Genomic DNA, 23,828 nt, shown 5'->3' with positions numbered 1-23,828 from the left:
TCCATTTTCCTTTATGTATTGACTGACTGGTCATTCTATATCATAATAAACGGTGATATACAATGCCGTCAACCATTTCACTTGCGTTTGACGTAACATTCTAAAGCTGAAGGGGCCTTATTTCATGAACGAAAAAAAAGAAAAGATCATTAAAGCAAGCATTCAGTTGTTTGCGAAAAAAGGTTTTTCTTCTACGACCATTCAGGAAATTGCAGATGAATGCGGAATATCTAAAGGTGCATTTTATTTGCATTTCAAATCAAAAGAACAGCTTTTCAACAGAGCGTTTGAATATTATATCGACACGTCTATGCAAAGTATTGAAAAGATTCGAAAAGAAAATCAGCATCTTGCGCCTAGAGATATCTTTCAGAAACAAATCGCTCAACAGTTCCAGCACTTTGCTGAGAACAAGGATTTTATCATTTTGATCCTCAGCGAGAACATTATTCCCGAAAACCAGCAAATTAAAAAGTATTCCAAAACGGTTAAAAAGCAGATGAATGATGAAATCCAAATTTCTATTTTGACCACGTATGGACAGGAGATCGAACCATATATAACTGACCTGTCAGTCATGATTCAAGGAATCATCCAATCTTATGTGCAGGTACTGCTTTTACAAGATCAGATGCAATTATCATGTGATGAGCTCTCATCCTTTATTCTCGACCGATTTGATGATTTGGTGCATGGGCTTCTCCGTTCTCATGCGAAGCCGATTCTAAAGCAAAACATTTGGGATGATGAAGCGCCAAATGCCGCTACTCTTCAAGAAGAGCTTCGATTGTTAAAATCTGAGCATCTGCTTTCGGATGATACCCTTGTATCCATTGAAGTTATTGAAGAAGAATTGGCCAAAGATGAGCCTCGCAAGCCGGTCATTCAAGGGATGCTGACAAATTTAGAAACGTGTGAGGACTCCGCTGTCCAAAGAGCTGTGGAACAATTGAAGCTATTCCTCCAATGACAATACGTGGCGATGTTCACTTTAGTTCACCTTTATCCCCTTCGAATATGTGCTAAAGCTTATGCTTCATTATAAAAAAAGAACCAATGAATTGATATACGGCGGTGGTCTGAATCTGTGATAAGACCCTGTCATGTCAATCAACAAAAAAACCGCCTCTTCCATGAGGCGGTTTTTGCGATTTATCGTTTTTTGATTTCTTCGAGAAGAATCTTGTTGACCATCGGTGGGTTTGCTTGTCCCTTCGATGCTTTCATGATTTGTCCGACTAAGAAACCAATCGCGCGGTCTTTTCCATTTTTAAAGTCTTCAATGGATTGCGGGTTGTTATCAAGTGCTTCTGTGACAAGTTTGAGCAGTGCACCTTCGTCAGAAATTTGGACAAGTCCTTTTTCTTTGACGATTGTTTCTGCATCTCCCCCATTTTCAATGAGCTCTTTGAATACCTTTTTGGCAATCTTAGAAGAAATCGTTCCTTTTTCGATGAGCTTGATCATGCCAGCCAGTCCTTGCGGCGTTAGCTTCGTATCTTCCAGCTCTTTTTGAGCCGAGTTTAAGTAGGCAGATACTTCGCCCATGAGCCAGTTTGATGCTTGCTTCGCTTCAGCACCTTCTGAAATGGTTGCTTCAAAGAAATCAGACATTTCTTTTGTCAGCGTCAGTACCATTGCGTCATATGCAGGAAGTCCAAGTTCATCAATGTAGCGTTTGCGGCGCTCGTCTGGAAGCTCTGGAATCGATGCTCTTACACGTTCTTTCCACTCGTCATCAATGTAAAGCTCCACCAAATCTGGTTCTGGGAAGTAGCGATAATCATCAGAGCCTTCTTTGACACGCATCAGGATCGTCTTTTTAGACGCTTCATCATAGCGGCGTGTTTCCTGCTCGATGAGACCGCCAGAAAGCAATACTTGCTCTTGACGTTTTTCTTCGAATTCAAGACCTTTTTGGACGAATGCGAATGAGTTCAAGTTCTTGAGCTCTGTTTTCGTTCCAAACTCTTCACGGCCGATTGGACGAAGAGAAATGTTGGCATCACAACGAAGTGAGCCTTCTTCCATCTTACAGTCAGAGACGCCTGTATATTGAATAATGGATTTTAATTTTTCTAAGTAAGCATACGCTTCTTCTGGCGTACGAATGTCAGGCTCAGATACGATTTCAACAAGTGGTGTACCTTGACGGTTGAAATCGACGAGTGAATAACCGTCGCCTGTGTGCGTCAGTTTTCCTGCATCCTCTTCCAAATGAAGACGTGTAATACCAATTCGTTTTGTTTTGCCGTCTACTTCAATTTCAATCCAGCCGTTTTCACCGATCGGTTTATCAAATTGAGAAATTTGATACGCCTTTGGGTTATCAGGATAGAAATAGTTTTTACGGTCAAATTTTGTATCAGTTGCAATCTCACAGTTCAGTGCCATTGCTGCTTTCATCGCAAAGTTCACCGCTTCTTTGTTCAGCACAGGCAGTACGCCAGGATAACCAAGATCGATGACACTTGTTTGCGTATTGGCAGCCGCACCAAAAGGCGTCGGTGAGCTTGAGAAAATTTTTGATTGTGTTTTGAGCTCTACGTGGACTTCAAGTCCAATTACCGTTTCAAAGTTCATTCTGATTCACCCCTTACAGTTCAGGTTTTGCTTTATGATGATCTGTTGCTTGTTCGAAAGCGTGAGCCACGCGGTAAACGGTTCCTTCATCAAAGTGTTTACCGATGATTTGCAGTCCTAACGGAAGACCATTTGCAAATCCACAAGGCACACTGATTCCTGGAACGCCTGCAAGGTTAACAGGGATCGTTAAAATGTCGTTTGCATACATTGTGAGTGGATCGCTTGTCTTTTCACCAATGTTAAATGCCGGAGTTGGTGTTGTTGGTCCTACAATGACATCATACTTTTCGAAAACATCTTCAAAGTCTTTTTTGATCAGCGTACGGACTTTTTGCGCCTTTTTATAGTATGCATCGTAATATCCTGAGCTTAGAGCGAATGTGCCAAGCATGATGCGGCGTTTGACTTCGTCTCCAAAGCCTTCAGAACGGGTATTTTTATATAAATCAATCAGGTTGTCTGCATTGTCTGTACGGTAGCCATAGCGAATACCGTCAAAACGAGCAAGGTTTGCAGATGCTTCTGAAGATGAAAGCAAGTAGTAAGTTGCAAGCGCATATTTAGAATGCGGAAGAGAGACTTCTTCCCATGTCGCACCAAGTCCTTCTAATACTTTCAACGCTTGAAGAACAGACTCTTTTGCTTCTTCGCCAACACCTTCGCCAAGATATTCTTTTGGCACAGCGATTTTCAAGCCTTTGATGTCGCCAGTTAATGAAGAAAGAAAATCTGGGACATCGACATTTGCACTCGTTGCGTCCATTTGATCAACACCAGAAATCGCTTGAAGAACATATGCATTGTCCTCAACATTACGCGTAATCGGTCCAATTTGATCTAATGATGAAGCAAATGCGATTAAACCGTATCTAGATACACGGCCATACGTTGGTTTAAGACCAACAACACCACAGAATGATGCCGGCTGGCGAATGGAACCGCCTGTATCTGATCCAAGAGAGAATGGTACTTCTCCAGCTGCAACAGATGCTGCTGAGCCACCACTTGATCCACCTGGAACTGTATTTAAATTCCACGGGTTTTTCGTTGCTTTGAAGCCTGAGTTCTCCGTAGAAGATCCCATCGCAAATTCGTCCATGTTTAATTTACCGATTGTGACAGCTTCCGCTTCTCTTAAGCGGTTCACAACGGTTGCATCGTAAATAGGATCGAAGTTTTGCAAGATTTTACTTGATGCCGTTGTACGTAAATCTTTCGTCACGATGTTATCTTTGACACCGATCGGCATACCGAACAATAGACCAAGCTCGTCCTTTTCACCAACGGCCTCGTCTAATTCCTTTGCGTACGCACGTGCTTTCTCTTCGTCCAGCGCTAGGAATGCTTGTACTTTCCCGTCTACTTCATGGATTCGTTTATAAGACTCGTCCACTAAATCAGAAACAGACAGTTCCTTTTTATGTAAAAGCTCTTTTAATTCAGAAATTTTGTGGTCAAACAGTGACATGCCTCAGGCCTCCTTTAGTCCAAAATTGATGGCACACGAATATAGCCGTCTTTATGATCAGGCGCGTTTTTGATGACTGCCTCAATGGAAAGACCTTTATTCGGAACATCTTCTCTCATGACGTTTTTCATTTTTAATACGTGTGTTGTTGGTTCAACGTTTTCCGTATCTACCTCGTTTAACTGCTCTGCAAATGAAATGATGCTATCAAGCTGTTCTGTAAACATCTCAGCTTCTTCTTCTGTAATTGCAAGCCGTGCCAAATGCGCAACATGCTTTACTTCTTCTATTGAAATTCTTGACATGCAGGTTCACCTCCAAAAATGATACGTGTTCGTGGTCATGATCATAAGTCATATACACTTTATCATATCAAATTTTACTGTTCTAAAGCAACTTTACGAGGACGCCTAGAAAGGCTTTGTCCCTTGATATGTCATTGTGGTGCATCCAGCGTCCAACATATTCATCAAGGTAACTTTCATTTTTCAGAAAATTTTTACTTTGAATTAATCTTGTAAGCGTTTCCATATAGATTCTTATCACCGATACACGCATTTTTTTTTATCATCAGGAGGTTTAAGAAGGTTGATCACCCGGGAATACTCTGATAGGTTAAGTAACCATAGCAGTGAGCAGACAAATCAATAGGCTGTTCTATATTTTGATTGAGGTGATGTCAAATTAATACGAAAAAGGTGATATGGAAACATGAGTATTGAAATTGGAATTTCTTTATCTATTTATTTTATTGGAATGCTGGCTATTGGCTGGTATGCATTTAGAAAAACAAATGACTTGAATGATTATATGTTAGGCGGACGCGGATTAGGTCCTTATGTAACGGCTCTCTCTGCTGGTGCATCCGATATGAGTGGATGGATGCTGATGGGGCTCCCAGGTGCTATGTATACAACTGGTCTTTCATCTGGATGGCTTGCTGTTGGGTTAATTAGTGGGGCTTACTTAAACTATTTATTCCTTGCGCCACGATTGAGATCGTATACAGAAGTTGCTGATGATGCGATTACCATTCCAGACTTTTTTGACAAACGGTTTAAAGACTCATCTACTTTATTGAAAGCTGTCTCAGCTGTCATCATTATGATTTTCTTTACGCTTTACACCTCATCAGGTATGGTATCAGGCGGACGCTTATTTGAATCAGCGTTTGGTGCTGATTATATGTTTGGCTTAATCTTAACTTCTAGTATCGTGATTTTGTACACACTATTCGGCGGCTTTTTGGCAGTTAGTTTAACTGATTTTGTTCAAGGAGCTATTATGTTTTTAGCATTAGTGCTCGTGCCGATCGTTGCCTTTACTCAATTAGGTGGACCTGTTGCCACATTCAATGATATTCAACAGATTGACCCTAAATTGCTTGATATTTTTAGAGGAACGAGCGTCATTGGCATTATTTCCTTCCTCGCTTGGGGACTCGGTTACTTTGGACAGCCGCACATTATTGTTCGCTTTATGGCGATTACGACTGTAAAAGATTTAAAGCCAGCACGTCGTATCGGTATGAGCTGGATGATTGTGTCTGTCATTGGTTCACTTTCTGTCGGTTTAGTCGGCGTGGCGTATGTTCATGAAACAAGCACCACTTTGGCAGACCCAGAAACCATCTTTATTGTGTTTTCTAAAGTGTTATTCCATCCGTATATTACTGGATTTTTACTTTCTGCCATTTTAGCTGCGATTATGAGTTCAATTTCTTCTCAGCTGCTTGTTACTGCAAGTGCAATGACAGAGGATTTATACCGTACGTTCTTTAGAAGAAAAGCTTCTGATAAAGAGCTTGTCATGATTGGACGTATGTCTGTACTAGTCGTTGCCATTATTGCTCTTTGTCTCTCTCTAAACCCAAGTGATACTATTCTTGACCTTGTCGGATATGCTTGGGCTGGATTTGGATCTTCATTCGGTCCCGTCATCTTGTTATGTCTATACTGGAAGCGAATGAATCATCACGGCGCTTTAGCTGGAATGGTTGTTGGGGCTGTTGTCGTTCTCGTTTGGATTTCAACAGGCTTAAACAACACGACTGGATTGTACGAAATGGTTCCTGGATTTATTTTAAGTGGTTTGACTGCTATTATTGTCAGCCTCTTAACAAATAAACCGTCTAAAGCTTCTAAAAAGCTGTTTAGCAAAATGGAAGACCATCTCGAAGAAGAAACAAAATAACCAGAAATGAGGAGTCATCTGCATTATGCGGATGACTCTCTTTATTTTTAAATAAAATGCTTTTCTTTCTCCCGTTTCTGAATAAAATAGAAGTTGTGCAGCCATATGGGCTGTGAGAAGATCATATACATGATGTGAAACGTACATGAAGTGAAAGGAGCGATACGCATGTTTTGGACAATTGAATGGGATACCGTCTTAAAATTAGCCGTTGCCACCTTAATCGGTTTGATCATCGGTCTTGAACGCGAACTTAAGAAAAAGCCGCTTGGGCTGAAAACGTGTATTGTCATTGCTGTCAGCTCCTGCGTATTAACCATCATCAGCATTGATGCAGCCTACAATTTCCCTCGAGTCTCTAAGCTTCAAATGGACCCACTCAGGTTACCGGCGCAAATTATATCTGGTGTTGGTTTTATTGGAGCAGGTGTGATTCTTCGCAAAAGCAATGACGTCATCTCAGGTCTTACGACATCTGCGTTGATTTGGGGAGCAGCAGGACTTGGGGTTGCAACAGGTGCAGGTTTTTATAAAGAAGCCTTCCTCAGTCTTTTCTTTATTCTCGTCAGTGTGGAATTTTTACCTTGGCTCTTCCAGCGAATTGGACCCATTCGCTTACAGGAAAAAGAAATCCGCATCAGAATGTCACTTTCTGATCGAAACCGCATGACAGAGATTTTAAAAGAAATGAAAGCACTCAATATTCGGATTCATTCTGTACGTATTGATGATTTAAAGGAAAAAGACTATCCGATCATGGAAGTACGTGTTCGCGTACATAAAGACCGCTATACAACCGATGTGTACTTTGATATTAAAGATTTAGAAGGCGTTGTTGGTGTGAAGTGTGATACGGTGTAGGATAAAAGGCCCCTTGCTCTGTCAAACAGCAAGGGGCTTTCTATTTATGTTGTTAGCTGATGAAAGTCAAAAGGTGTAATTGGGGTTTTGTCCTCAATCTCCTTTCGAAAACGCGCCAGCATGGCACTTTCGTCAGCGCTTAGTGTTCGGAGATCAAATGCTTGATGTAAAAGCCCATAAATAAGCATATGACGCAGCATAAGGAAATCTGGTATTGTCGCCAGCCATGCGTCATCAAGCTCATTCTCCTGTCGATAGCCTTTGAGAAAATGGCTCATAAATTCACCCGTAAATTCAGCTTTATCCTCATACGGAATCACCGGATACCAAAGAACGTTGTATAGCAAAATGCTCATATCGTTGATAAACCAGTGATACCCACAATCATCAAAATCAAATGCAATGATTTCTCCCTGATGATAATGGAAGTTCCCGTGATGTAAATCCGCATGCACCAGTCCATAGACATCCTTGGATATTCGGAGCTGGTGAAGCTTTTGCATCAGTTCATCTTTTCTCTGCAACACAACCGTTTGTTCAGAAGGAATATACGTTTCAAGCTTTAATTGCTCCTCCTCATACCACTCTTGACGTTTATAGCGAGGATCTTTCACTTGATATTGTTTAGTCGTTTGATGCATACGCCCAGTATAGGCTCCTAACGCTTGAAACAACTGTCCATTCCAATCTGCTTCGATCACTTTTCTGCCGGGCGCCTTTTCGTACACTCTCAGCAAAAAAGCGCCTCCTGCTTGATCGGGAATCGCTTCAACATCTTTTCCTCTTGCGGATAAAACCGGTTTAGCTACTGAGATTCCATGTTGAGATAAATACCGAATCCAGTCCATTTCTCCTAGAATATATGTGCGAGAGCGGCGAATGGTATGGGTAATTTTCAATATATAACTCGCCCCTTTTTCATCCGTATATTCATACACATAATTTTCTGCATCGGCTAGAAATGTGACCTGTTCTGGCTGAAAATGATAGAGTAGAGCCGCTTTCTTTAAGACCATTTGTTCATCGTATCGTGCTTTTACTTCTTTATGCATGCTGATTCTCCTTTTATCGTCTTTTTACTTATACATGACGGTAATCAGCATTTATACGAGCATCAACATACCTGCCTTTCCTTTTGGTTTCTTCACATACTTTGACAAAAGTTGAAAAATTCCTCTAATTAGAAATAAAAAACCGCCAAAAGGCGGTTTCAGATTGTTGACAAAGGGCTAAAATGAACTTGATTTTAGCCCTTTGTCTTCTTTTCAGCGTGATAGAAAACCTTTGAATTCTAGGAAGGACGAGTACCGGCGCGGAGCGAATTTGACATTCGTGAGCACTGGCACGCAGGACTGACACCGAATGCGAGGGTTTGTCTACACGCTGAAACCGCCAAAAGGCGGTTTTTATTTAGTCATATATATGGACCGTTGGTTCTTTATCTTCAGCATTTTTTGTGATGAGGGCTTCTTGCTGATCAGAAGAGGTGATGTTGATTTCTATATTGGTGCTCTTATAGTAATCCATGACTTCACCTGTTAAGTATTGCGTAAATGCCACGACTTCTGTTTTTCCGTAGAATTGCATTGGAATTTCTACTTTCATTTTTTGCAAGTTCCCGTTTTTATAGAAACCTTTGCCTACCACACCTGTGTAATTCGGGAAGTAGTCTTCTACCTTTGTCTTGAAGCGGTCAAATCGCTCTGAATCATCTTTGTAGCTGCTCTTGGCATTATCTGAAGGGAAGAAGACATTCTCTTCTTTAATCGTATCCCAACTGCCAATATCAGCTGATCCTGCTTTTACATCGGTTTTAGCGATGAAGTTTCCTGGAACAATAGATGATTTTGGTGCTTGTTTATAAAGAGCAATCATGACTGGGACTTTTTGCAGCCCGTCCATTTGACGAAGGCGTTTAATGACTTGTTCCGCAATTTTTTCGCCCTCTGCTAAAAGTTTCTTTGAATTTTTCGATGAATCGATGGTCACCTCTTGCTGAGGATCCCCGATATTTTCGCGATAATAATAGACAGAGTTAAGCGCAAGACCGATGACAACCCCGCCAAGCTGTAAGCTATTTTTATCTTTTCTGATTAAGTAATTATGTTCTAGCATGGAAGCTAAGTAGATTGGACTATTTTCATTTTTTGACTTTGTTGAACCTGAGTTTGGAAGAGCAGGGTTTAAGCCTAAGTTCTTAAAGTCTTTGTCTTCTTTTTCAGCCTTTTTCAGATCACTGCCTGTTTTTTTGCGGGCAAGCCAGCTGAGAACAGTATCTTCATCTAAATGCTGTCCTTCTTGGAACAGATAGTCGTTTGTATTGAATGATTCTGTTGCCAGGCGCATGAGTCCTGTTTCAAATTCATCAATGTCTAAGCGTGTATTGAGACGCTCTGCTGTTAGTCCTCTTGCCGCTCCTTGTTTAAACGGCAGCACCATTTTGTAATAGGAATCAGAGATGTTGTACATTGGGATGATCGCTGTTTCTTTCGTTTCATCCGTTTTTTGTGTGACCTCTTCCTCATCCTTTCCCCCAAAAGGTGCACACGCTGACAATACCAGTGTGAGCATTGTCAGCAGCAATAGCAACTTTTTCAATAGAAAACACTCCTCTTATTTCTTTAGCTCCTCGAGCATTTTGGCTTCGTCCCAAATTTCAATATTGAGTTCTTCTGCCTTTGTCAGCTTACTTCCAGCTGCTTCGCCGGCAATGACTAAGTCTGTTTTTTTACTTACGCTACCTGCTAACTTGCCACCTAATGCTTCGATCGCTGCCTTTGCATCATTACGAGACATTTCTTCTAATTTCCCCGTCAGCACAATCGTTTTTCCTGCAAAGTAGGAATCACTTTCTTCTACTTTCACCGGTTTTGGCCCAGTGTAGGTCATATTGACCCCAAGTTCTTTTAGTTCATTTAGCAGATCTAGAATTTCTTCTTTCTCAAAGTACGTGACAACTGCATCGGCCATTTTTTCACCAATTTCATCTACTTCAAGTAATTGTTCTTTCGTTGCTTGTTTTAACTGATCGATATCCTCAAAGTGCATGGCCAACGTCTTCGCTGCTTTAGAACCAATAAATCGAATACCAAGTCCAAATAATAAACGTTCAAGAGAGTTTTCTTTCGATTGCTCGATCGAACGCAGTAAATTATCGACTGACTTTTCGCCCATTCGTTCTAGCTGAATCAACTCTTCTTTTGTTAAACGGTAAAGGTCTGATACACGAGAGACAAGCTGTTCTTTGAAAAGTTGTGTAATAACTCGCTCGCCTAGCCCATCAATATTCATCGCATTACGAGACACAAAGTGAATGAGTCCTTCACGTATTTGAGCGGGGCATTGTGGATTGATGCACCGAAGCGCCACTTCTCCTTCAATTCTGACCAGCTCACTATGACACTCTGGACATTCAGTCGGCATGTGAAACGGCTTTTCTTCTCCTGTTCGCTGATCAACAAGGACCCCTGCAACCTCTGGGATAATATCGCCCGCTTTTTTGACAATCACTTGATCAAAAAGGCGGATATCCTTCTCTTTGATCAAATCTTCATTATGAAGAGATGCACGTTGCACTGTCGTTCCTGCCACTTTTACAGGCTCAAGAATCGCTGTTGGGGTGATGACGCCAGTACGCCCCACACTTAGTTCAATATCAATCAGCTTCGTCACGACTTCTTCGGCCGGAAATTTGTACGCAACAGCCCAGCGTGGACTTTTTGCTGTGAAGCCTAGTTCTTCTTGCTGAGCCAATGAATTGACTTTAATAACAATGCCATCGATTTCGTATGAGAAATCAGCACGCTTTGTTTTCAGTGTTTCAATGAGGTCGATCACTTCTTCAATGGTTTGGCACATCCGTCTTTCTTTGTTCGTTTTAAAACCAAGCTCATCGAGAAGATCAAGTCCTGCGCTTTGCGTTTCAACACCAATTTCATCAAGCTCCGCTATACTGTAGACGAAGATATCAAGGTTTCGTTTCGCTGCAATTTTCGTATCAAGCTGACGAAGTGAGCCAGCAGCCGCATTACGCGGGTTCGCAAACGGCTCTTCTTCGTTTTGCAATCTTTTTTCGTTAAGGGCTTCAAAAGAAGGTTTTGGCATAAATGCCTCGCCTCTCACTTCAATCGACAGAGGCCGATTGATTTTGAGCGGGATGGAACGAATGGTTTTGAGGTTCTCGGTAATATCCTCACCTGTTGTCCCATCACCCCGTGTGGCCCCCCGGACAAACACGCCATTTTCATAACGGAGAGAAACAGCGAGTCCGTCAATTTTCAGCTCGACATTATAAGCGACGTCGTCACCGACTGCTTGACGAACCCGGCGGTCAAAATCAAGAAGGTCCTGTTCATGAAACGCATTGCCGAGACTGAGCATCGGAGTACCGTGACGTACTTTTTGGAAGGCGTCTAAAACAGCTCCTCCTACTCTTTGCGAGGGTGAATCCGCTGCTTTTAAATCAGGGTATTCTTCCTCCAGAGAAATCAGCTCACGCATCCGCGCATCATATTCAGCGTCAGGAACACTTGGACGATCCAGTGTGTGATATTCGTAGTTGTATTGATTCAAAATCTGGTGTAGTTCCTCGATCCGGCGTTTCGCTGCTTCTTTATCCATCTGCTTCTTCCTTTCACTTCATCCGTTTTGTCAGTCCTATCAGTTTATTGCTTTTCGATTGGCGCAAATGCGGCAAGGAGACGCTTAATGCCTGTAGGGCTTGGGAAGGCAATATCAAGCTCTGTACTATCTCCACTACCTTTTACACTCACAACCGTGCCAACGCCCCATTTTTTATGAGCGGCTTTATCACCGACAGCCCAGCCAATGCTGCCGCCGCCTGTGTTTTGAATGGTTTGCGTTTGGGGACGTGAGACAGGCCCTCGTCTTTGCGGTCTTTCTCTCGTTTGGCCAAACGGTGTTTTCGTTTCTTTTTTCTCATTTAGGTTGTCCAATAAATCAGCTGGTATTTCTCTGATAAATCGTGATTCCATATTCATGTTCGTCCGGCCGAATAACGTTCTCATCTTCGCACTTGATAAATAAAGCTCTTCTTCGGCCCGTGTGATCCCCACGTAAGCAAGACGGCGCTCTTCTTCCATCTCGGCATCTTCCATTAGTGAACGGCTGTGCGGGAAGACGCCTTCTTCCATTCCCATTAAGAACACAACAGGGAATTCAAGTCCTTTTGCTGCGTGTAGCGTCATTAAAATGACCGCATCCTGATCTTCTTCCTCAGCCTCATCCAGCTTATCAATGTCTGCGACGAGGGCGAGGTCTGTCAGAAAGGTGACAAGTGATTTATCTTCATTTTGTTCTTCAAAGTTTTTAGTGACCGATAGAAACTCGTCAATATTTTCTAAACGGCTTTGTGCTTCAATCGTTTTTTCGATCTTCAGTGCTTCACGGTAACCTGTTTTCTCTAGGATCTCTTCCGTTAATTCAGTGACAGATAAATAATCCTGCATGTTTGTCATTTGGTCAATGAGCTGTTTGAACTCATCAAGTGCATTGGCTGCTCTTGCACTGAGTCCAATGAAATCCACCTGACCAAGTGCTTCAAACATAGAGAGATCATTCATTTCTGCGTATGCGGCAATTTTATCAACAGAAGTCGCCCCAATTCCACGCTTTGGTACGTTGACAATGCGCGCAAAACTAATATCGTCATCTGGATTTGCCACAAGGCGTAAGTATGCCAAAATGTCCTTGATCTCTTTTCTGTCATAGAACTTCGTGCCGCCGACGATGTTGTATTGAATGTTTGCCTTCATTAACGTTTCCTCTATGACACGTGACTGAGCGTTCGTTCGATAGAGGATCGCAAAATCAGATAATTTACGCTTGCCGCTCTGATGGAGCTGACGAATCTTGCCAGCGACAAATTGACCTTCACCGAATTCATTATCTGCGCGGTAATAGGCAATCTTCGCTCCTTCGTCATTTTCTGTCCAAAGGTTTTTTGGCTTACGGTTTGAATTGTTTTGAATGACCGTGTTTGCGGCATTCAGAATACGTTTAGTCGATCTGTAATTTTGCTCAAGCAAAATCACTTCACTGGACGGATAATCTTTTTCAAAGGAAAGAATGTTTGTAATATCCGCTCCACGCCAGCGGTAGATGGACTGATCCGAGTCACCGACCACACATATATTTTGAAAACGCTGAGCGAGCAATTTCACAAGCATGTACTGCGCTCTATTTGTATCCTGATACTCATCGACATGAATGTATTGGAATTTTCGCTGATAGTGTTCTAATACTTCAGGAATCCGCTCAAACAGACGAATCGTCATCATAATAAGATCATCAAAATCGAGTGATTGGTTCTTGAGTAATCGTTTTTGATAATCTGTGTAGACGTCGCTGACGACTTGATCGTAAAAGTCACCGGCTGTTTTTGCGTATTCCTCTGCGTCAATGAGTTCGTTTTTTGCACTACTGATTGAACCTAAAATGCTACGTGGATCAAACTTTTTAGGATCGATATTTCGTTCTTTTAAAATGTTTTTAATGACTGAAAGCTGATCAGATGTGTCTAATATAGAAAAGTTGCGATTCACACCAATACGGTCAATATCGCGTCGTAAAATGCGCACACACATGCTGTGGAACGTAGAGATCCAAATGTCATCCGCACCAGGCCCTAAAATCGCTTGTACACGCTCACGCATTTCTCTTGCTGCTTTATTTGTAAAGGTAATCGCTAAAATATTCCACGGTGCCACATGCTTTTCTGCCATTAAATACGCAATTCGATGCGTGAGCACTCGTGTTTTTCCACTACCTGCTCCTGCCATCAGTAGCAGCGGCCCGTCTGTTGCTTTGACCGCTTCTTTCTGCGCGTCATTCAGCCCTTCTAATAGATGATTCGATATTTCATTCATTTCATTCACCGCCAATTCGAACTTATGTTCTATTTTAACCCGTTTCGTCTTGTTTGACTATGATGACTTTTTCACTGCGTCGACTGTCTTTAACGCTTCTTTAAAATTGTCATAAATGACGTTTCCCACTACGACAACGTCTGCGTGCTGTGCAAAGTCTTTCGCCTGCTCTTCGCTTTCAATACCGCCGCCATAAAATAGAACCGTTTCATGTAGCACTGCTTTGGTTTCTTTCACAAGCTCTATATCTCCAAGCGTCCCGCTGTATTCTAAATAAAAGATGGGCAGTTTCATCAAGTGCTCTGCTACTCTCGCATATGCCCTTACGTCATCTATATCGAGTGCCGTATTGGCCTCTGTCAGCTTAGCCGCTTTACACTCTTCGTTTAAGATGACATATCCTTCCGGCACAATCTCTTCCATTGACATCAAATCACCGTATTCCTTCATCGCATCCTTATGCAGACCAACAATCCAATCAGGATGAGCGCTGTTTAACACAGTGGGGATAAAATACAGGTCAAAGCCAGGCACAATCATCTCATGTGTCGAGATTTCAAGGACACATGGCACAAGAAAGCGGCGCACCTTTGACATCAGTTGCAGCACGTTGTCTTCTGTCACGTTGTCACTGCCGCCAATTAAAATGGCATCCGTACCGGATTCACAAATCGCTTCAAGTTGTTCATCGGAAATCTCTTTATTTGGATCGAGTTTAAAGACATGCTTCCACTCGGTAACATCATACATGAAAAACGTTCCTCCATTCGTTTCATTCCATTTAAATATTATAACAAAATCAGACACCGCAAAAAATGGGTAACCTCCTTCAGCTAAAAGTTTCATTCTTTTGAAAATAGTCGATTTTCACTTTAGGCGAGGTGAATGGAGACTATATGAAAAGCTCCACTTCAAGAGGAGCTGAGGGAGATCAATATATTCGTGCTGAACTGAAATGAGAGCTACTTCATCTCATCACATGATATTATACATGAAAGGAACATTTTACTATCGACCAAGCAGGTGAATGATTTGAAAAGAACCATCACATATGATCAAACGATCGACATCGGATACATCTATCTCATCCCGCCTCGAATCGGGACAATCAAAGAAACCATTGAATTAGACGTGAATGAATGTGTGAACGTAGACATCGACAAAGAGGGCCGAGTGGCTGGGCTGGAGTTATTTGCAGAAGAAGCCGAGGTTTTGAAGCACACACCCGTTTATGAGGACGAGCTTTCGTTACGTTTTACGGATCAGGAAGTTCTCTCAACCTATCATTTATCGGGCATTGAATTTCTTTTCTCGACGCCTGATCACGAAGGGTTGATCGGTTTTACGATTGTCGATCCTCTTCGATATCACATCAAAAAAAAAGACAAGAAAAAACCGTTTTGAATGGTCAAAACGGTTTTTCTAAACTATTGTCTCACTTCATTAAAATAATGAACAGATGTCATGGCCCCTTCATCGACCATCTTATTGTCTTGAATATCTAACGGATCAGGGTGACCAGCTTTTTCAGGAACCTTTTCATCTGATCGGAACATGCTTGCCCATTTTTTGAGATGCTGTTTATTTTTCACTGCTAATAACACTGCACCACCAACCCCTAATCCTGCAAGTACATACGCATTCGGACGCTTATTCATGTATGTTCCCTCCCCTTATGATCTTATTTGTAAGTTACCCCGCCTTTTCATTTCTAAACGTCACAATCTGTTGAAGTGGTTTCTCTTTCAATGAAAAGTGGAATAACAACAGTAATGATAGAGAAAAGAGGGGATTTTCGTGACAACAACTTTCATTGTCATTGGCGCATTATTAGTGATTTTTTTCATCATACCAATCATTTTATTCATCTGGATTTGGATGCGAGATGAAAAACAGGAAGAGCATTCTGTCCTACGAAATTATCCGGTCATTGGAAAGCTACGGTTTATTTTTGAAAAAATAGGACCTGAGCTTCGTCAATATCTGTTTCTAAATGATCGAGAGGAGCTTCCTTTCTCAAGAAGAGAATACGAGCAAGCTGTCATGTCTGGGAAGTACAAAAGCCGGACAATGGGCTTTGGATCAAAACGTGATTTTGACAAGCCTGGTTACTATATTCGCAACGTCCTATTTCCAAAGCAGCGAGATGAGTTACGCATCGATCAATCTGAAAAAATCCAAACAAAAGTGTATCAGATCGATCAAGACAATTTACTGAGAAGAAGTGAACATACCAAAGAGGTCGAAGCAAAACCTTACTACCTCCATCAAGACGATGTACAAGTGATAGGCGAGCACACATGTCAAAAGCCTTTCCGTGTAAAAGGCCTGATTGGTCAGTCAGCCATGAGCTACGGATCTTTAGGCGATAGGGCCATTACAGCATTATCCTCAGGATTAAAGATGGCTGGCGGTACGTGGATGAACACAGGTGAAGGCGGGCTTTCTCCCTATCACCTCAAAGGCGGAGCCGATATTATATGCCAGATTGGGCCTGGTCTATTTGGCGTGAGAACAGAGGATGGCGCTTTTTCCTTTGAAGAGTTTAAGAAAAAAGCGAGCACGAGGAAGTCAAAGCCTTTGAGCTGAAGCTGGCTCAAGGAGCTAAAACACGCGGCGGACATATTGACGGTGAAAAGGTCACCGAAGAAATTGCAAGCATCCGTAAATTGCCGCCCCACCAATCCATTGATAGTCCAAATCGATTTGAGATGTTCCACTCCATTCCTGATATGTTTGATTTCATTGAACAGTTGCGAAGTATAGGCGGAAAGCCTGTCGGCATCAAGCTTGTGGTCGGACATAAAGAAAACATTGAGGAACTTGCAGCGTACATGAAAAAAAGCGGAAGGCATCCTGATTTCATTACAGTGGATGGCGGAGAAGGCGGCACTGGTGCATCCTTTCATGAATTGGCAGATGCCGCAGGGCTGCCGATTTTCACGGCACTCCCAATGGTTCATCAAATATTGAAGGAATACGGTGTCAGAGATCAGGTAAAACTCTTTGCTTCTGGCAAACTTCTCTCACCTGATAAAATTGCGATTGCCCTTTCCATGGGTGCTGACTTTGTCAATATCGCACGGGGCTTGATGTTCTCGGTTGGCTGTATTCGGGCGCAAGTATGCCACACGAATAAATGCCCAGTCGGGGTCGCCACAACTGATCCAAAGCTGCAAAAGGGTTTATCCATTGAAGAAAAGAAATACCGCGTCTGCAATTATATCCTGTCCCTTAGAGAAGGTTTGTTTAATTTATGCGCAGCAGCTGGAATTGAATCACCTATTCATTTTAACGAAAAACATATTATTTTTAGACAAGAAAACGGCCAGACAAGTGAAGTCCCTATGTTCTCAGGCACAGAGCAGTCTGTCTAGCTTAAAAAGGTGCGTTTCCACACCTTTTTTCGTTGACATTCTTGCTCAATCACGTATAAAGAACTTAATAGATCTTTGATAAGGAGAAAGAGTATGCGTGAAAAAAAGGTCCGCGGTATGAAACGAAAGACTCAACAGATCATAAAAGAAATGAACGCAAATACGCAGTCGTTTCCAGAGAATGTTTCTGACTACTGGCACCTGCCTCTACCAGCGGCTTATGATTTTATGACTTCCAACAGAACACCGAAAAAGATCAAACGTCTATGCATTCAAACTCTATTGAATAGAGCTGAGCATCTCATTGATTTGAAACCAAACGACGGGGACATATATCGTGTCGTGGTCGCAGTCGATCTGCCTGGATTATGGCATTCACAAATCATTGTGTTTAAAGGGGATTCTTATGTGAAAGATTTCTTCAACAGACAAGATGAGTATCAGACATGGCTTCCCCTTTCTGATCAGAGAAATATTCAAAAAGAATGGGATTTATCTGTTGCGCAAAATATGCGAACCATCGGTTTTAAGGAAGTGATCACTGATGACGATGAAGTGTCCTATGAAGGTGAACGATGGTTTATGGGAGAACTTGATGATATCAAATAGAGCCATTTCAACTGAAATGGCTCTATTTGTTCAACTTCAAAACGACAAATCATAAAGAATGTCTGCAGTGAAAGCTGCTTTATTTTGTTTCGTCCGTTGCTTGTTGCTCTGCTACGCGGTCAAGTGCCATTGTATAGGCATCGTTTCCGTAGTTCAAGCAGCGTTTGACTCGTGAGATGGTTGCAGTGCTTGCACCTGTCTCCGTCTCAATTTTATGATACGTGTTTCCCTCGCGAAGCATACGCGCTACTTCAAGACGCTGTGATAAAGATTGGATTTCATTGATGGTGCACAAATCATCAAAAAATCGATAACATTCTTCCAGGTCTTTAAGGGATAAGATGGAGTTGAATAGCTGATCTAAGCTTTTGCCCCTTAATTTATCAATTTGCATCTTTATACATCTTCTCCTTTACTATTGGCACACCGCTCCGCACTGACTTTTCCGAGAAAGCGGTATCTTTCCTGACTCATTTTTTTCAACCTCAGCAATGAGCTTTGAACGAATCATGACAGGTTTGGTTCTACGCTGAAAATGCCATCAGGTTCTTTCGTAAGCCGAAGCTTCTTTATCGTAAACAAATTCGACAAGTTTTGTCATATTCCTTGTGCGACAATCTGACAAACTTGTTTGCCTCCGATATCTAGAACACTTCTGCTCTGTTAAGTCTTTCCCTAAAAAACAGTATGTGTAGAAAGCTTGGCGAGACAACAAACCTGCGCCCCGCCTTGCTTAATTATTCAAAATATGTTGGTCGGCCAGCGTAACCGACAGATTCATTTTACAATTGGGCACTTCATTCGTCATGTCAAAGCCCTATGCTTTGTCACCATATCTAGCAGCGAAGAGATCCATTGCTCACTCCTGCCCTATAACAGCGGTCAGAAATCTAGCAAATATGATACAGCTCCACTCTGTTATATTTTAACGCATTATAGACGGAAAGAGTACAGTTTTTTTCATGACATCAAATATTCCTCTTGGTGTCACTCGAATATACGGCAAGTGTGTGCTTTGGAAAAAGACAAGTGTATCAATTGGGCAGTCAAATGGATACCCTCGCTCAATGAGTAGCTTGCGTAACGTTTGCTCCTGCTGAAGAACCGTTTCAAACGGTTCAGCTGATGCACAGCCTGATAATTGCAGCGGGATTTCATGCAAAATCTTTCCGTTTTCTGTGAGCACGATTCCTCCGCCAATTTCTTTCATTCGCTTATGAGCGAGCATCATATCATCTTTATTTTTCCCAATCACTAAAATGTCACCAGTGGTTGAAAATGAGCTGACAAACCCTTGCACCTTGTTTGCAAATCCTTTTAACATTGTGTTCACGCGCCACTCGCCTTTTCGATCAATCAGGCTGAAGAAGCTTTGATCATGGTCACAGGACAGCTGGTTGACAGAGTTATCAATCTCCACTGTATAGGGCTCCATGATGACAGAATTTCGCATTTTGACACCAAGCGGCATTGAGAATTGCAAGTCACTCATTGTCAGGTCATAGCTTAAATCTAATGGTTCAAGCCCACCATTTTCCCATTTTGTCTCTTGGAATTGATGCTGGTTCTCCCCCTCTAATTTCAGGATTACCCCTTTAGAAATCACTGTTTCTGGATTTGGATTCATCGGATCATCTAAAATATTCAAAGAAGCCAATCGGCCAGGACCGACCACGCCTAATAAGTCATCAATTTGATAGTATTTCGCAATGTTAAAAGTCGCCATATTGTACGCATCAATAGTAGGCACGCCTTCTTCAAGGGCAATGGAAATGAGACGATTGATCATGCCTTCTTCATAAAAGTGAGGCGCTGATCCATCTGTTGTATAGAAAAAGTGATCGTAGTGCCTAAAGTCACGCTCATGCAATTCCCTTAAAATGTTCACTAAATCTGGGCGGATGGAAGAATGACGCAAGGACACATGATAACCTAGAGACAAGCGTTTGAACACATCGTCTGCATTCATTGCTTCATGATCACTGTCCGCTCCAAACAGCTTCATTTTTGTTAGCGTTTTCTCAGAAGCCCCAGGGAAATGCCCTTCAATTCGTTTTCTCTGCTTCTTCGTTTCTTGCATGCAATATAAAATGAGATCATCACCGTCCATTAATCTTGGCCAGCTCGTTAATTCGCCGCCTTGAAGGACGTCGGGATGATCAATCCATTCTTTCCGATAGTTAATAGGAAGCATCTCATCTTCATACCTGACCTCGGTTTGAAGATCGTATCTGGACCACCAGAAGTACTGAAATGGCTGTTTTTTTAATTCACATAGAGTGGAAAGCGCTTTCTTTTCATTGCTTTGCAAAAGAAGAAATAAGTTATCGCTGACCATCGTTGTTGTGCCAAATTGAGACACATATTCTGCAAGTGATTGGGGATTATAAATATGGAACGGATGCGCGTGAGGTTCAATATACCCCGGCACAATGTATTTACCTTCACAATCAATCACACGTTTAGCTGATTTATTTTGAGGAAGCTCTGCTCCGACATAAACAATTCGATCATCATGTATCCAAATATTTGCCTTCACCCATTGCTTCAAAAACGGGTTTAGCACGAGTCCATTCGTTAAAAGGAGTGTTGGAACTATTTTTGAGTCGACTACATCGATTTGTGTGCGGATGTCATTGTTTCTCCAATTAAAAGTACGTTCGGACATTCACATACTCTCCTTCATTTGTATTAGCCCTATCGTAACATAACGAACCACGTTACGCATTAATGAAACGTTACAATTTCTTGAAATCACACTTAAAATAATTTAAAAAAGGAGAATCACTTGCAATGAAACCTAATCTTGGCTTAATGGAAGCGCTCATGAGAATTGCCTGCGGAATGACGATATGTACTGTAGCTGGATCCTTATATGCTCGAAAACCATGGAGTAAAATGCTGCTTTTTGGCATCATGCTCGGCGGATTAAAATTGGGCTCTGGTATTCTTCGTTTTTGTCCAATGACCTATATGTGTGAACAGCAGAATACACATAAAGAGAAGGCTGAGTAGACAGCCTTCGTCAGATCGTTGACAAAGGGCTAAAATATTTTATCCCTTTGTCTTCCTTTCAGCGTGACATGAAAACCCTTGAAGTCTAGGAAGGGCGAGCACCGGAGCGGAGCGAATGTTACATTCGTGAGCACCGGCGCACAGACCAGCGGGCGAATGCGAGGGTTTATCTGCACGATGGAGAAGGCTGAGTAGACAGCCTTCTTTTTTTGTGTGTGAATTATTCCGCTGCTTCGCACCATTTGACCAACGTACCAGCAATGATTTCTGCTGCTTCAATCACATGTTTGATCTCAATGGATTCATTCGGGAAATGGGCAAGCTCTGTTGTTCCAGGTCCAAACACAATGATTGGGATATCCGCTGCTTGTGACAGTAATCCGCCGTCTGTCCCCCAAGGGGCGGCTTCTACCTTTGGCGGGTGCTGCATGACCTCTTCGTATTGTTCCTTCAATAGACCTAAAAGCGGGTGATCAGAGTCGATTGACCCTGGAAGCCATCTAGCACCAAACCACTCCACTTCCACAGGGTGTTCTTGAAACCAATCATCCTTTTCAGCGAGTCCAGTCATCCAATTTTCTAATTCCTTCTCTGCCTGCTCAACTGTCTCACCTGGCATCACACCAAGCCTGCCTTCCATTGTGACAAGATCTGCGACAGAGGACGGCCAATCACCGCCTTGAATTTTCCCAATGTTGATTGGAATTGGAATCGGGATATGCTGAAACAACGGCTCCGTCACTCGCTGATTTCTTTCTTTTTCTAGTGCCGCTATATGAGAAAGGACCACCGTGCTCTTTTCAATAGCAGAAACACCGTGATACCTTGTTCCGCCATGAGCTGCCCTTCCTTTAATATGCAGCCTGAACCACTTTGATCCTTGCTGAAGCGGAAAAATGTTCATATGACTTGGCTCTGGAATGATGGCAGCATCCGCTGTGTACCCTTTCAATATCGCAGCAAGTGTGCCTGCTCCACCGCTTTCCTCTTCGACGACACTATGAAACACCACATCTCCTTTCAGGGGAATCTGAAGCGCATGCAGTGCCTCAAGCGCAAAGAGTAAAGAAACGTTTCCACCTTTCATATCTGTTGCCCCGCGTCCATAAAGTCTCCCGTTTATGATATGCCCGCTGTAAGGTGGATATGTCCATTGATTCGTATCTCCTGCCGGAACCACATCTACGTGCCCGTTTAATAAAATCGATTTGCCGCCACCTTTTCCTTTCAATCGCCCAGCAACGTTGGGACTCCCTTGAAAAGATCGGCGCGGGGAATAAAAATAAGGATGCTCTAGTAATTCATCGCCGCCAATTTCCCAAACGTCTACATCAAAGCCAATGGCGGACAGTTTATTGGCCACGATCTGCTGCACGTCTTCTTCATTTCCTTGGGTGCTGTCACATTGCACCATTTGCTGAAGAAGCGTAATGGCTTCATCCTGATGGTCTTTCATCCAGTTTCTAATACGTGTCATTGGCTGCAAGTCGTTCATCCTTTCTACACAACAGATTTGACATCAGGCGCTAAAATTAATGGCGCTTCAGTCGCCCTTATGACATCTTCCGGCTGAAATGGTGGCATGACTTCACGTAAAATGAGCAGCTGAGACTTGACCTCAATGACCGCCATATCCGTAATAATCAAATCGACACACGCTTTAGCGGTTAACGGCAATGTACAAGCCGATTTCACTTTAGATCGACCGTGTTTATCCAGATGGCTCATCACCACCACCACTTTTTTCGCTTTTTGCGCCAGCTCAATCGCTCCGCCCATACCCGGTACTCTTTTCCCCGGTACAATCCAATTGGCAAGATCCCCTTGGCTGCTTACTTCAAGTGCACCCAAAATCGTCATATCCAGCATGCCTTTTCGGATGATGCCAAAAGCAGTCGTACTGTCCATGTACGAGCCGCCCTTTGTCAACGTAATGGGAAAACCACCGGCATTGCACAAATTCGGATCTTCTTCCCCTTGCAGAGGCGAGGCTCCTGCCCCCATAATGCCGTTTTCTGCATGCAGCCACACCTCATAATGTGCTGGAATGTAATCTGCTGCTAGGGTCGGAATACCGATCCCAAGATTCACAATCATGCCATCTTCAATTTCTTGAGCTGCTCTTTTGGCAATGCGGTGTCTTAAATCGATGTCTCCCATGCCCATGTCCAGTTCACTCCTTTTGATTGCACGATTTGATTCACAAATACGCCTGGCGTCACGATTTCTTCTGGATCAAGCTGCCCCGCTGCCACAATTTCTTCTGCCTCCGCAATGGTCCAGTCTCCTGCCATCGCCACAATCGGGTTTGTATTCCGTGCGCTTTTATCAAAAATCAGGTTTCCCACTTCATCTGCTTTGTAAGCATTGACGATGGCAATATCCGCTGTAAGCGCAGGCTCTAACATATAATTCTTCCCATTCAGTTGAACCAATTGTTTCTCATCGAGATTCAGGCTATCCATCCCAACATCTGTCACAATGCCCGCTAGCCCCATTCCGCCTGCTCTGATTTTTTCTGCAAGAATGCCCTGCGGATAAAAATGAACGTCTAATGTACCAGCCTGCATTTTCTGTCCGGCAATGGGATTTGAGCCGATATGGGAGGCGATGATTTTTTTCACTCTTCCTTCTGTGATGAGCCTGCCCACACCAATTTGCGGGAAACCTGCATCATTTCCGATCAATGTCAGATCTTGAATATTTGCTTCCAAAATGGCATCAATCAACGATGGTGGTGAACCCACGCCGCCAAATCCGCCAAACATGATGGTCATGCCATCTTTTAATCGCGTCATCACTTCATCCAAACCCACAGTTTTGTTCATGTTC

20 protein-coding genes and 1 pseudogene are annotated in these 23,828 nt (G+C 42.6%); 7 read left to right on the top strand and 14 right to left on the bottom strand.

The window, feature by feature from the left end:
* The first annotated feature begins 124 nt into the window (after positions 1 to 124).
* Positions 125 to 970, top strand: coding sequence for a TetR/AcrR family transcriptional regulator (locus tag M2353_RS03395; protein ID WP_008344236.1), 846 nt, complete (start codon positions 125 to 127; stop codon positions 968 to 970).
* 182 nt (positions 971 to 1,152) lie between these two features.
* Here M2353_RS03395 and gatB read toward each other — a convergent pair whose 3' ends face one another.
* The 3 genes from gatB to gatC are packed head-to-tail and all read right to left on the bottom strand — an operon-like array spanning position 1,153 to position 4,359.
* Positions 1,153 to 2,583 carry an Asp-tRNA(Asn)/Glu-tRNA(Gln) amidotransferase subunit GatB gene (gatB, locus tag M2353_RS03390; protein WP_007496855.1) on the bottom strand — a complete coding sequence of 477 codons (1,431 nt, stop codon included), beginning with the start codon at positions 2,581 to 2,583 and terminating at the stop codon, positions 1,153 to 1,155.
* A gap of 13 nt (positions 2,584 to 2,596) precedes the next feature.
* Positions 2,597 to 4,054, bottom strand: coding sequence for an Asp-tRNA(Asn)/Glu-tRNA(Gln) amidotransferase subunit GatA (gene gatA, locus M2353_RS03385; RefSeq protein WP_007496857.1), 1,458 nt, complete (start codon positions 4,052 to 4,054; stop codon positions 2,597 to 2,599).
* 14 nt (positions 4,055 to 4,068) lie between these two features.
* Complete coding sequence (gene gatC, locus M2353_RS03380) at positions 4,069 to 4,359, bottom strand: Asp-tRNA(Asn)/Glu-tRNA(Gln) amidotransferase subunit GatC (protein ID WP_003213898.1); 291 nt, start codon at positions 4,357 to 4,359, stop codon at positions 4,069 to 4,071.
* A 406-nt stretch (positions 4,360 to 4,765) separates the two neighbouring features.
* Between gatC and putP the strand changes: the two genes are divergently transcribed.
* Together putP and M2353_RS03370 are read left to right on the top strand one after the other, a co-directional pair.
* Complete coding sequence (gene putP / locus M2353_RS03375; RefSeq protein WP_035703561.1) at positions 4,766 to 6,247, top strand: sodium/proline symporter PutP; 1,482 nt, start codon at positions 4,766 to 4,768, stop codon at positions 6,245 to 6,247.
* A gap of 168 nt (positions 6,248 to 6,415) precedes the next feature.
* Positions 6,416 to 7,108 (top strand): MgtC/SapB family protein, encoded by a 693-nt coding sequence (locus M2353_RS03370; protein ID WP_425332864.1) that lies wholly within the window; start codon positions 6,416 to 6,418, stop codon positions 7,106 to 7,108.
* A 44-nt stretch (positions 7,109 to 7,152) separates the two neighbouring features.
* On the opposite strand, the gene M2353_RS03365 is transcribed toward M2353_RS03370, so the two are convergent.
* The 5 genes from M2353_RS03365 to pcrB form a co-directional block, all read right to left on the bottom strand.
* Entirely contained in the window at positions 7,153 to 8,160 is a 1,008-nt protein-coding gene (locus M2353_RS03365; RefSeq protein ID WP_284724945.1) for a phosphotransferase enzyme family protein, read from the bottom strand.
* Between the two features lie 358 nt (positions 8,161 to 8,518).
* Entirely contained in the window at positions 8,519 to 9,706 is a 1,188-nt protein-coding gene (locus M2353_RS03360; protein WP_008344253.1) for a CamS family sex pheromone protein, read from the bottom strand.
* Positions 9,707 to 9,721: 15 nt separating this feature from the next.
* Positions 9,722 to 11,728, bottom strand: coding sequence for an NAD-dependent DNA ligase LigA (gene ligA, locus M2353_RS03355; RefSeq protein ID WP_007496867.1), 2,007 nt, complete (start codon positions 11,726 to 11,728; stop codon positions 9,722 to 9,724).
* A 44-nt stretch (positions 11,729 to 11,772) separates the two neighbouring features.
* Positions 11,773 to 13,995: a DNA helicase PcrA gene (gene pcrA, locus M2353_RS03350; protein ID WP_060780844.1), complete on the bottom strand. Its 2,223-nt coding sequence runs from the start codon at positions 13,993 to 13,995 to the stop codon at positions 11,773 to 11,775.
* A 57-nt stretch (positions 13,996 to 14,052) separates the two neighbouring features.
* Positions 14,053 to 14,745 carry a heptaprenylglyceryl phosphate synthase gene (pcrB, locus tag M2353_RS03345; RefSeq protein WP_008344257.1) on the bottom strand — a complete coding sequence of 231 codons (693 nt, stop codon included), beginning with the start codon at positions 14,743 to 14,745 and terminating at the stop codon, positions 14,053 to 14,055.
* A 282-nt stretch (positions 14,746 to 15,027) separates the two neighbouring features.
* Here pcrB and M2353_RS03340 point away from each other — a divergent pair, with 282 nt between their 5' ends.
* Positions 15,028 to 15,399, top strand: a complete 372-nt coding sequence (locus M2353_RS03340; RefSeq protein WP_284724944.1) for a DUF2283 domain-containing protein — start codon at positions 15,028 to 15,030, stop codon at positions 15,397 to 15,399.
* A gap of 23 nt (positions 15,400 to 15,422) precedes the next feature.
* Here M2353_RS03340 and M2353_RS03335 read toward each other — a convergent pair whose 3' ends face one another.
* Complete coding sequence (locus M2353_RS03335) at positions 15,423 to 15,653, bottom strand: hypothetical protein (RefSeq protein ID WP_017366762.1); 231 nt, start codon at positions 15,651 to 15,653, stop codon at positions 15,423 to 15,425.
* A 139-nt stretch (positions 15,654 to 15,792) separates the two neighbouring features.
* Between M2353_RS03335 and M2353_RS03330 the strand changes: the two are divergent.
* Positions 15,793 to 17,372 (top strand): annotated as a pseudogene (locus tag M2353_RS03330) (FMN-binding glutamate synthase family protein).
* Positions 17,373 to 17,465: 93 nt separating this feature from the next.
* Positions 17,466 to 17,981: a DUF3916 domain-containing protein gene (locus tag M2353_RS03325; RefSeq protein ID WP_045034428.1), complete on the top strand. Its 516-nt coding sequence runs from the start codon at positions 17,466 to 17,468 to the stop codon at positions 17,979 to 17,981.
* 79 nt (positions 17,982 to 18,060) lie between these two features.
* Here the strand turns inward: M2353_RS03325 and M2353_RS03320 are convergent, their stop codons facing one another.
* Positions 18,061 to 18,375: a YerC/YecD family TrpR-related protein gene (locus M2353_RS03320; protein WP_007496879.1), complete on the bottom strand. Its 315-nt coding sequence runs from the start codon at positions 18,373 to 18,375 to the stop codon at positions 18,061 to 18,063.
* A 531-nt stretch (positions 18,376 to 18,906) separates the two neighbouring features.
* Entirely contained in the window at positions 18,907 to 20,649 is a 1,743-nt protein-coding gene (locus tag M2353_RS03315; protein WP_284724943.1) for an adenine deaminase C-terminal domain-containing protein, read from the bottom strand.
* A 125-nt stretch (positions 20,650 to 20,774) separates the two neighbouring features.
* Here M2353_RS03315 and M2353_RS03310 point away from each other — a divergent pair, with 125 nt between their 5' ends.
* Complete coding sequence (locus M2353_RS03310; protein ID WP_284724942.1) at positions 20,775 to 20,996, top strand: YgaP family membrane protein; 222 nt, start codon at positions 20,775 to 20,777, stop codon at positions 20,994 to 20,996.
* 220 nt (positions 20,997 to 21,216) lie between these two features.
* On the opposite strand, the gene M2353_RS03305 is transcribed toward M2353_RS03310, so the two are convergent.
* The 3 genes from M2353_RS03305 to M2353_RS03295 are packed head-to-tail and all read right to left on the bottom strand — an operon-like array spanning position 21,217 to position 23,824.
* Entirely contained in the window at positions 21,217 to 22,482 is a 1,266-nt protein-coding gene (locus M2353_RS03305) for a peptidase (RefSeq protein WP_284724941.1), read from the bottom strand.
* Positions 22,483 to 22,496: 14 nt separating this feature from the next.
* Positions 22,497 to 23,162 carry a 3-oxoacid CoA-transferase subunit B gene (locus tag M2353_RS03300; RefSeq protein ID WP_041506661.1) on the bottom strand — a complete coding sequence of 222 codons (666 nt, stop codon included), beginning with the start codon at positions 23,160 to 23,162 and terminating at the stop codon, positions 22,497 to 22,499.
* Entirely contained in the window at positions 23,138 to 23,824 is a 687-nt protein-coding gene (locus tag M2353_RS03295; protein ID WP_039168513.1) for a CoA transferase subunit A, read from the bottom strand. The genes M2353_RS03300 and M2353_RS03295 overlap by 25 nt, the downstream gene beginning before the upstream one ends.
* Positions 23,825 to 23,828 lie beyond the last annotated feature (4 nt).

This window comes from Bacillus aerius, assembly GCF_029894105.1.
In the GTDB taxonomy this organism is placed as follows: Bacteria; Bacillota; Bacilli; order Bacillales; family Bacillaceae; genus Bacillus; species Bacillus altitudinis.
This window is presented reverse-complemented; position numbering and strand designations above follow the sequence as displayed.

Excerpts from the sequence above, each read along its gene's own strand:
- M2353_RS03395 (WP_008344236.1), top strand. The coding sequence starts at position 125 with ATGAACGAAAAAAAAGAAAAGATCATTAAAGCAAGCATTCAGTTGTTT.
- gatB (WP_007496855.1), bottom strand. The coding sequence starts at position 2,583 with ATGAACTTTGAAACGGTAATTGGACTTGAAGTCCACGTAGAGCTCAAA.
- gatA (WP_007496857.1), bottom strand. The coding sequence starts at position 4,054 with ATGTCACTGTTTGACCACAAAATTTCTGAATTAAAAGAGCTTTTACAT.
- gatC (WP_003213898.1), bottom strand. The coding sequence starts at position 4,359 with ATGTCAAGAATTTCAATAGAAGAAGTAAAGCATGTTGCGCATTTGGCA.
- putP (WP_035703561.1), top strand. The coding sequence starts at position 4,766 with ATGAGTATTGAAATTGGAATTTCTTTATCTATTTATTTTATTGGAATG.
- M2353_RS03370 (WP_425332864.1), top strand. The coding sequence starts at position 6,416 with ATGTTTTGGACAATTGAATGGGATACCGTCTTAAAATTAGCCGTTGCC.
- M2353_RS03365 (WP_284724945.1), bottom strand. The coding sequence starts at position 8,160 with ATGCATAAAGAAGTAAAAGCACGATACGATGAACAAATGGTCTTAAAG.
- ligA (WP_007496867.1), bottom strand. The coding sequence starts at position 11,728 with ATGGATAAAGAAGCAGCGAAACGCCGGATCGAGGAACTACACCAGATT.
- pcrA (WP_060780844.1), bottom strand. The coding sequence starts at position 13,995 with ATGAATGAAATATCGAATCATCTATTAGAAGGGCTGAATGACGCGCAG.
- pcrB (WP_008344257.1), bottom strand. The coding sequence starts at position 14,745 with ATGTATGATGTTACCGAGTGGAAGCATGTCTTTAAACTCGATCCAAAT.
- M2353_RS03335 (WP_017366762.1), bottom strand. The coding sequence starts at position 15,653 with ATGAATAAGCGTCCGAATGCGTATGTACTTGCAGGATTAGGGGTTGGT.
- M2353_RS03325 (WP_045034428.1), top strand. The coding sequence starts at position 17,466 with ATGCGTGAAAAAAAGGTCCGCGGTATGAAACGAAAGACTCAACAGATC.
- M2353_RS03320 (WP_007496879.1), bottom strand. The coding sequence starts at position 18,375 with ATGCAAATTGATAAATTAAGGGGCAAAAGCTTAGATCAGCTATTCAAC.
- M2353_RS03315 (WP_284724943.1), bottom strand. The coding sequence starts at position 20,649 with ATGTCCGAACGTACTTTTAATTGGAGAAACAATGACATCCGCACACAA.
- M2353_RS03310 (WP_284724942.1), top strand. The coding sequence starts at position 20,775 with ATGAAACCTAATCTTGGCTTAATGGAAGCGCTCATGAGAATTGCCTGC.
- M2353_RS03300 (WP_041506661.1), bottom strand. The coding sequence starts at position 23,162 with ATGGGCATGGGAGACATCGATTTAAGACACCGCATTGCCAAAAGAGCA.
- M2353_RS03295 (WP_039168513.1), bottom strand. The coding sequence starts at position 23,824 with ATGAACAAAACTGTGGGTTTGGATGAAGTGATGACGCGATTAAAAGAT.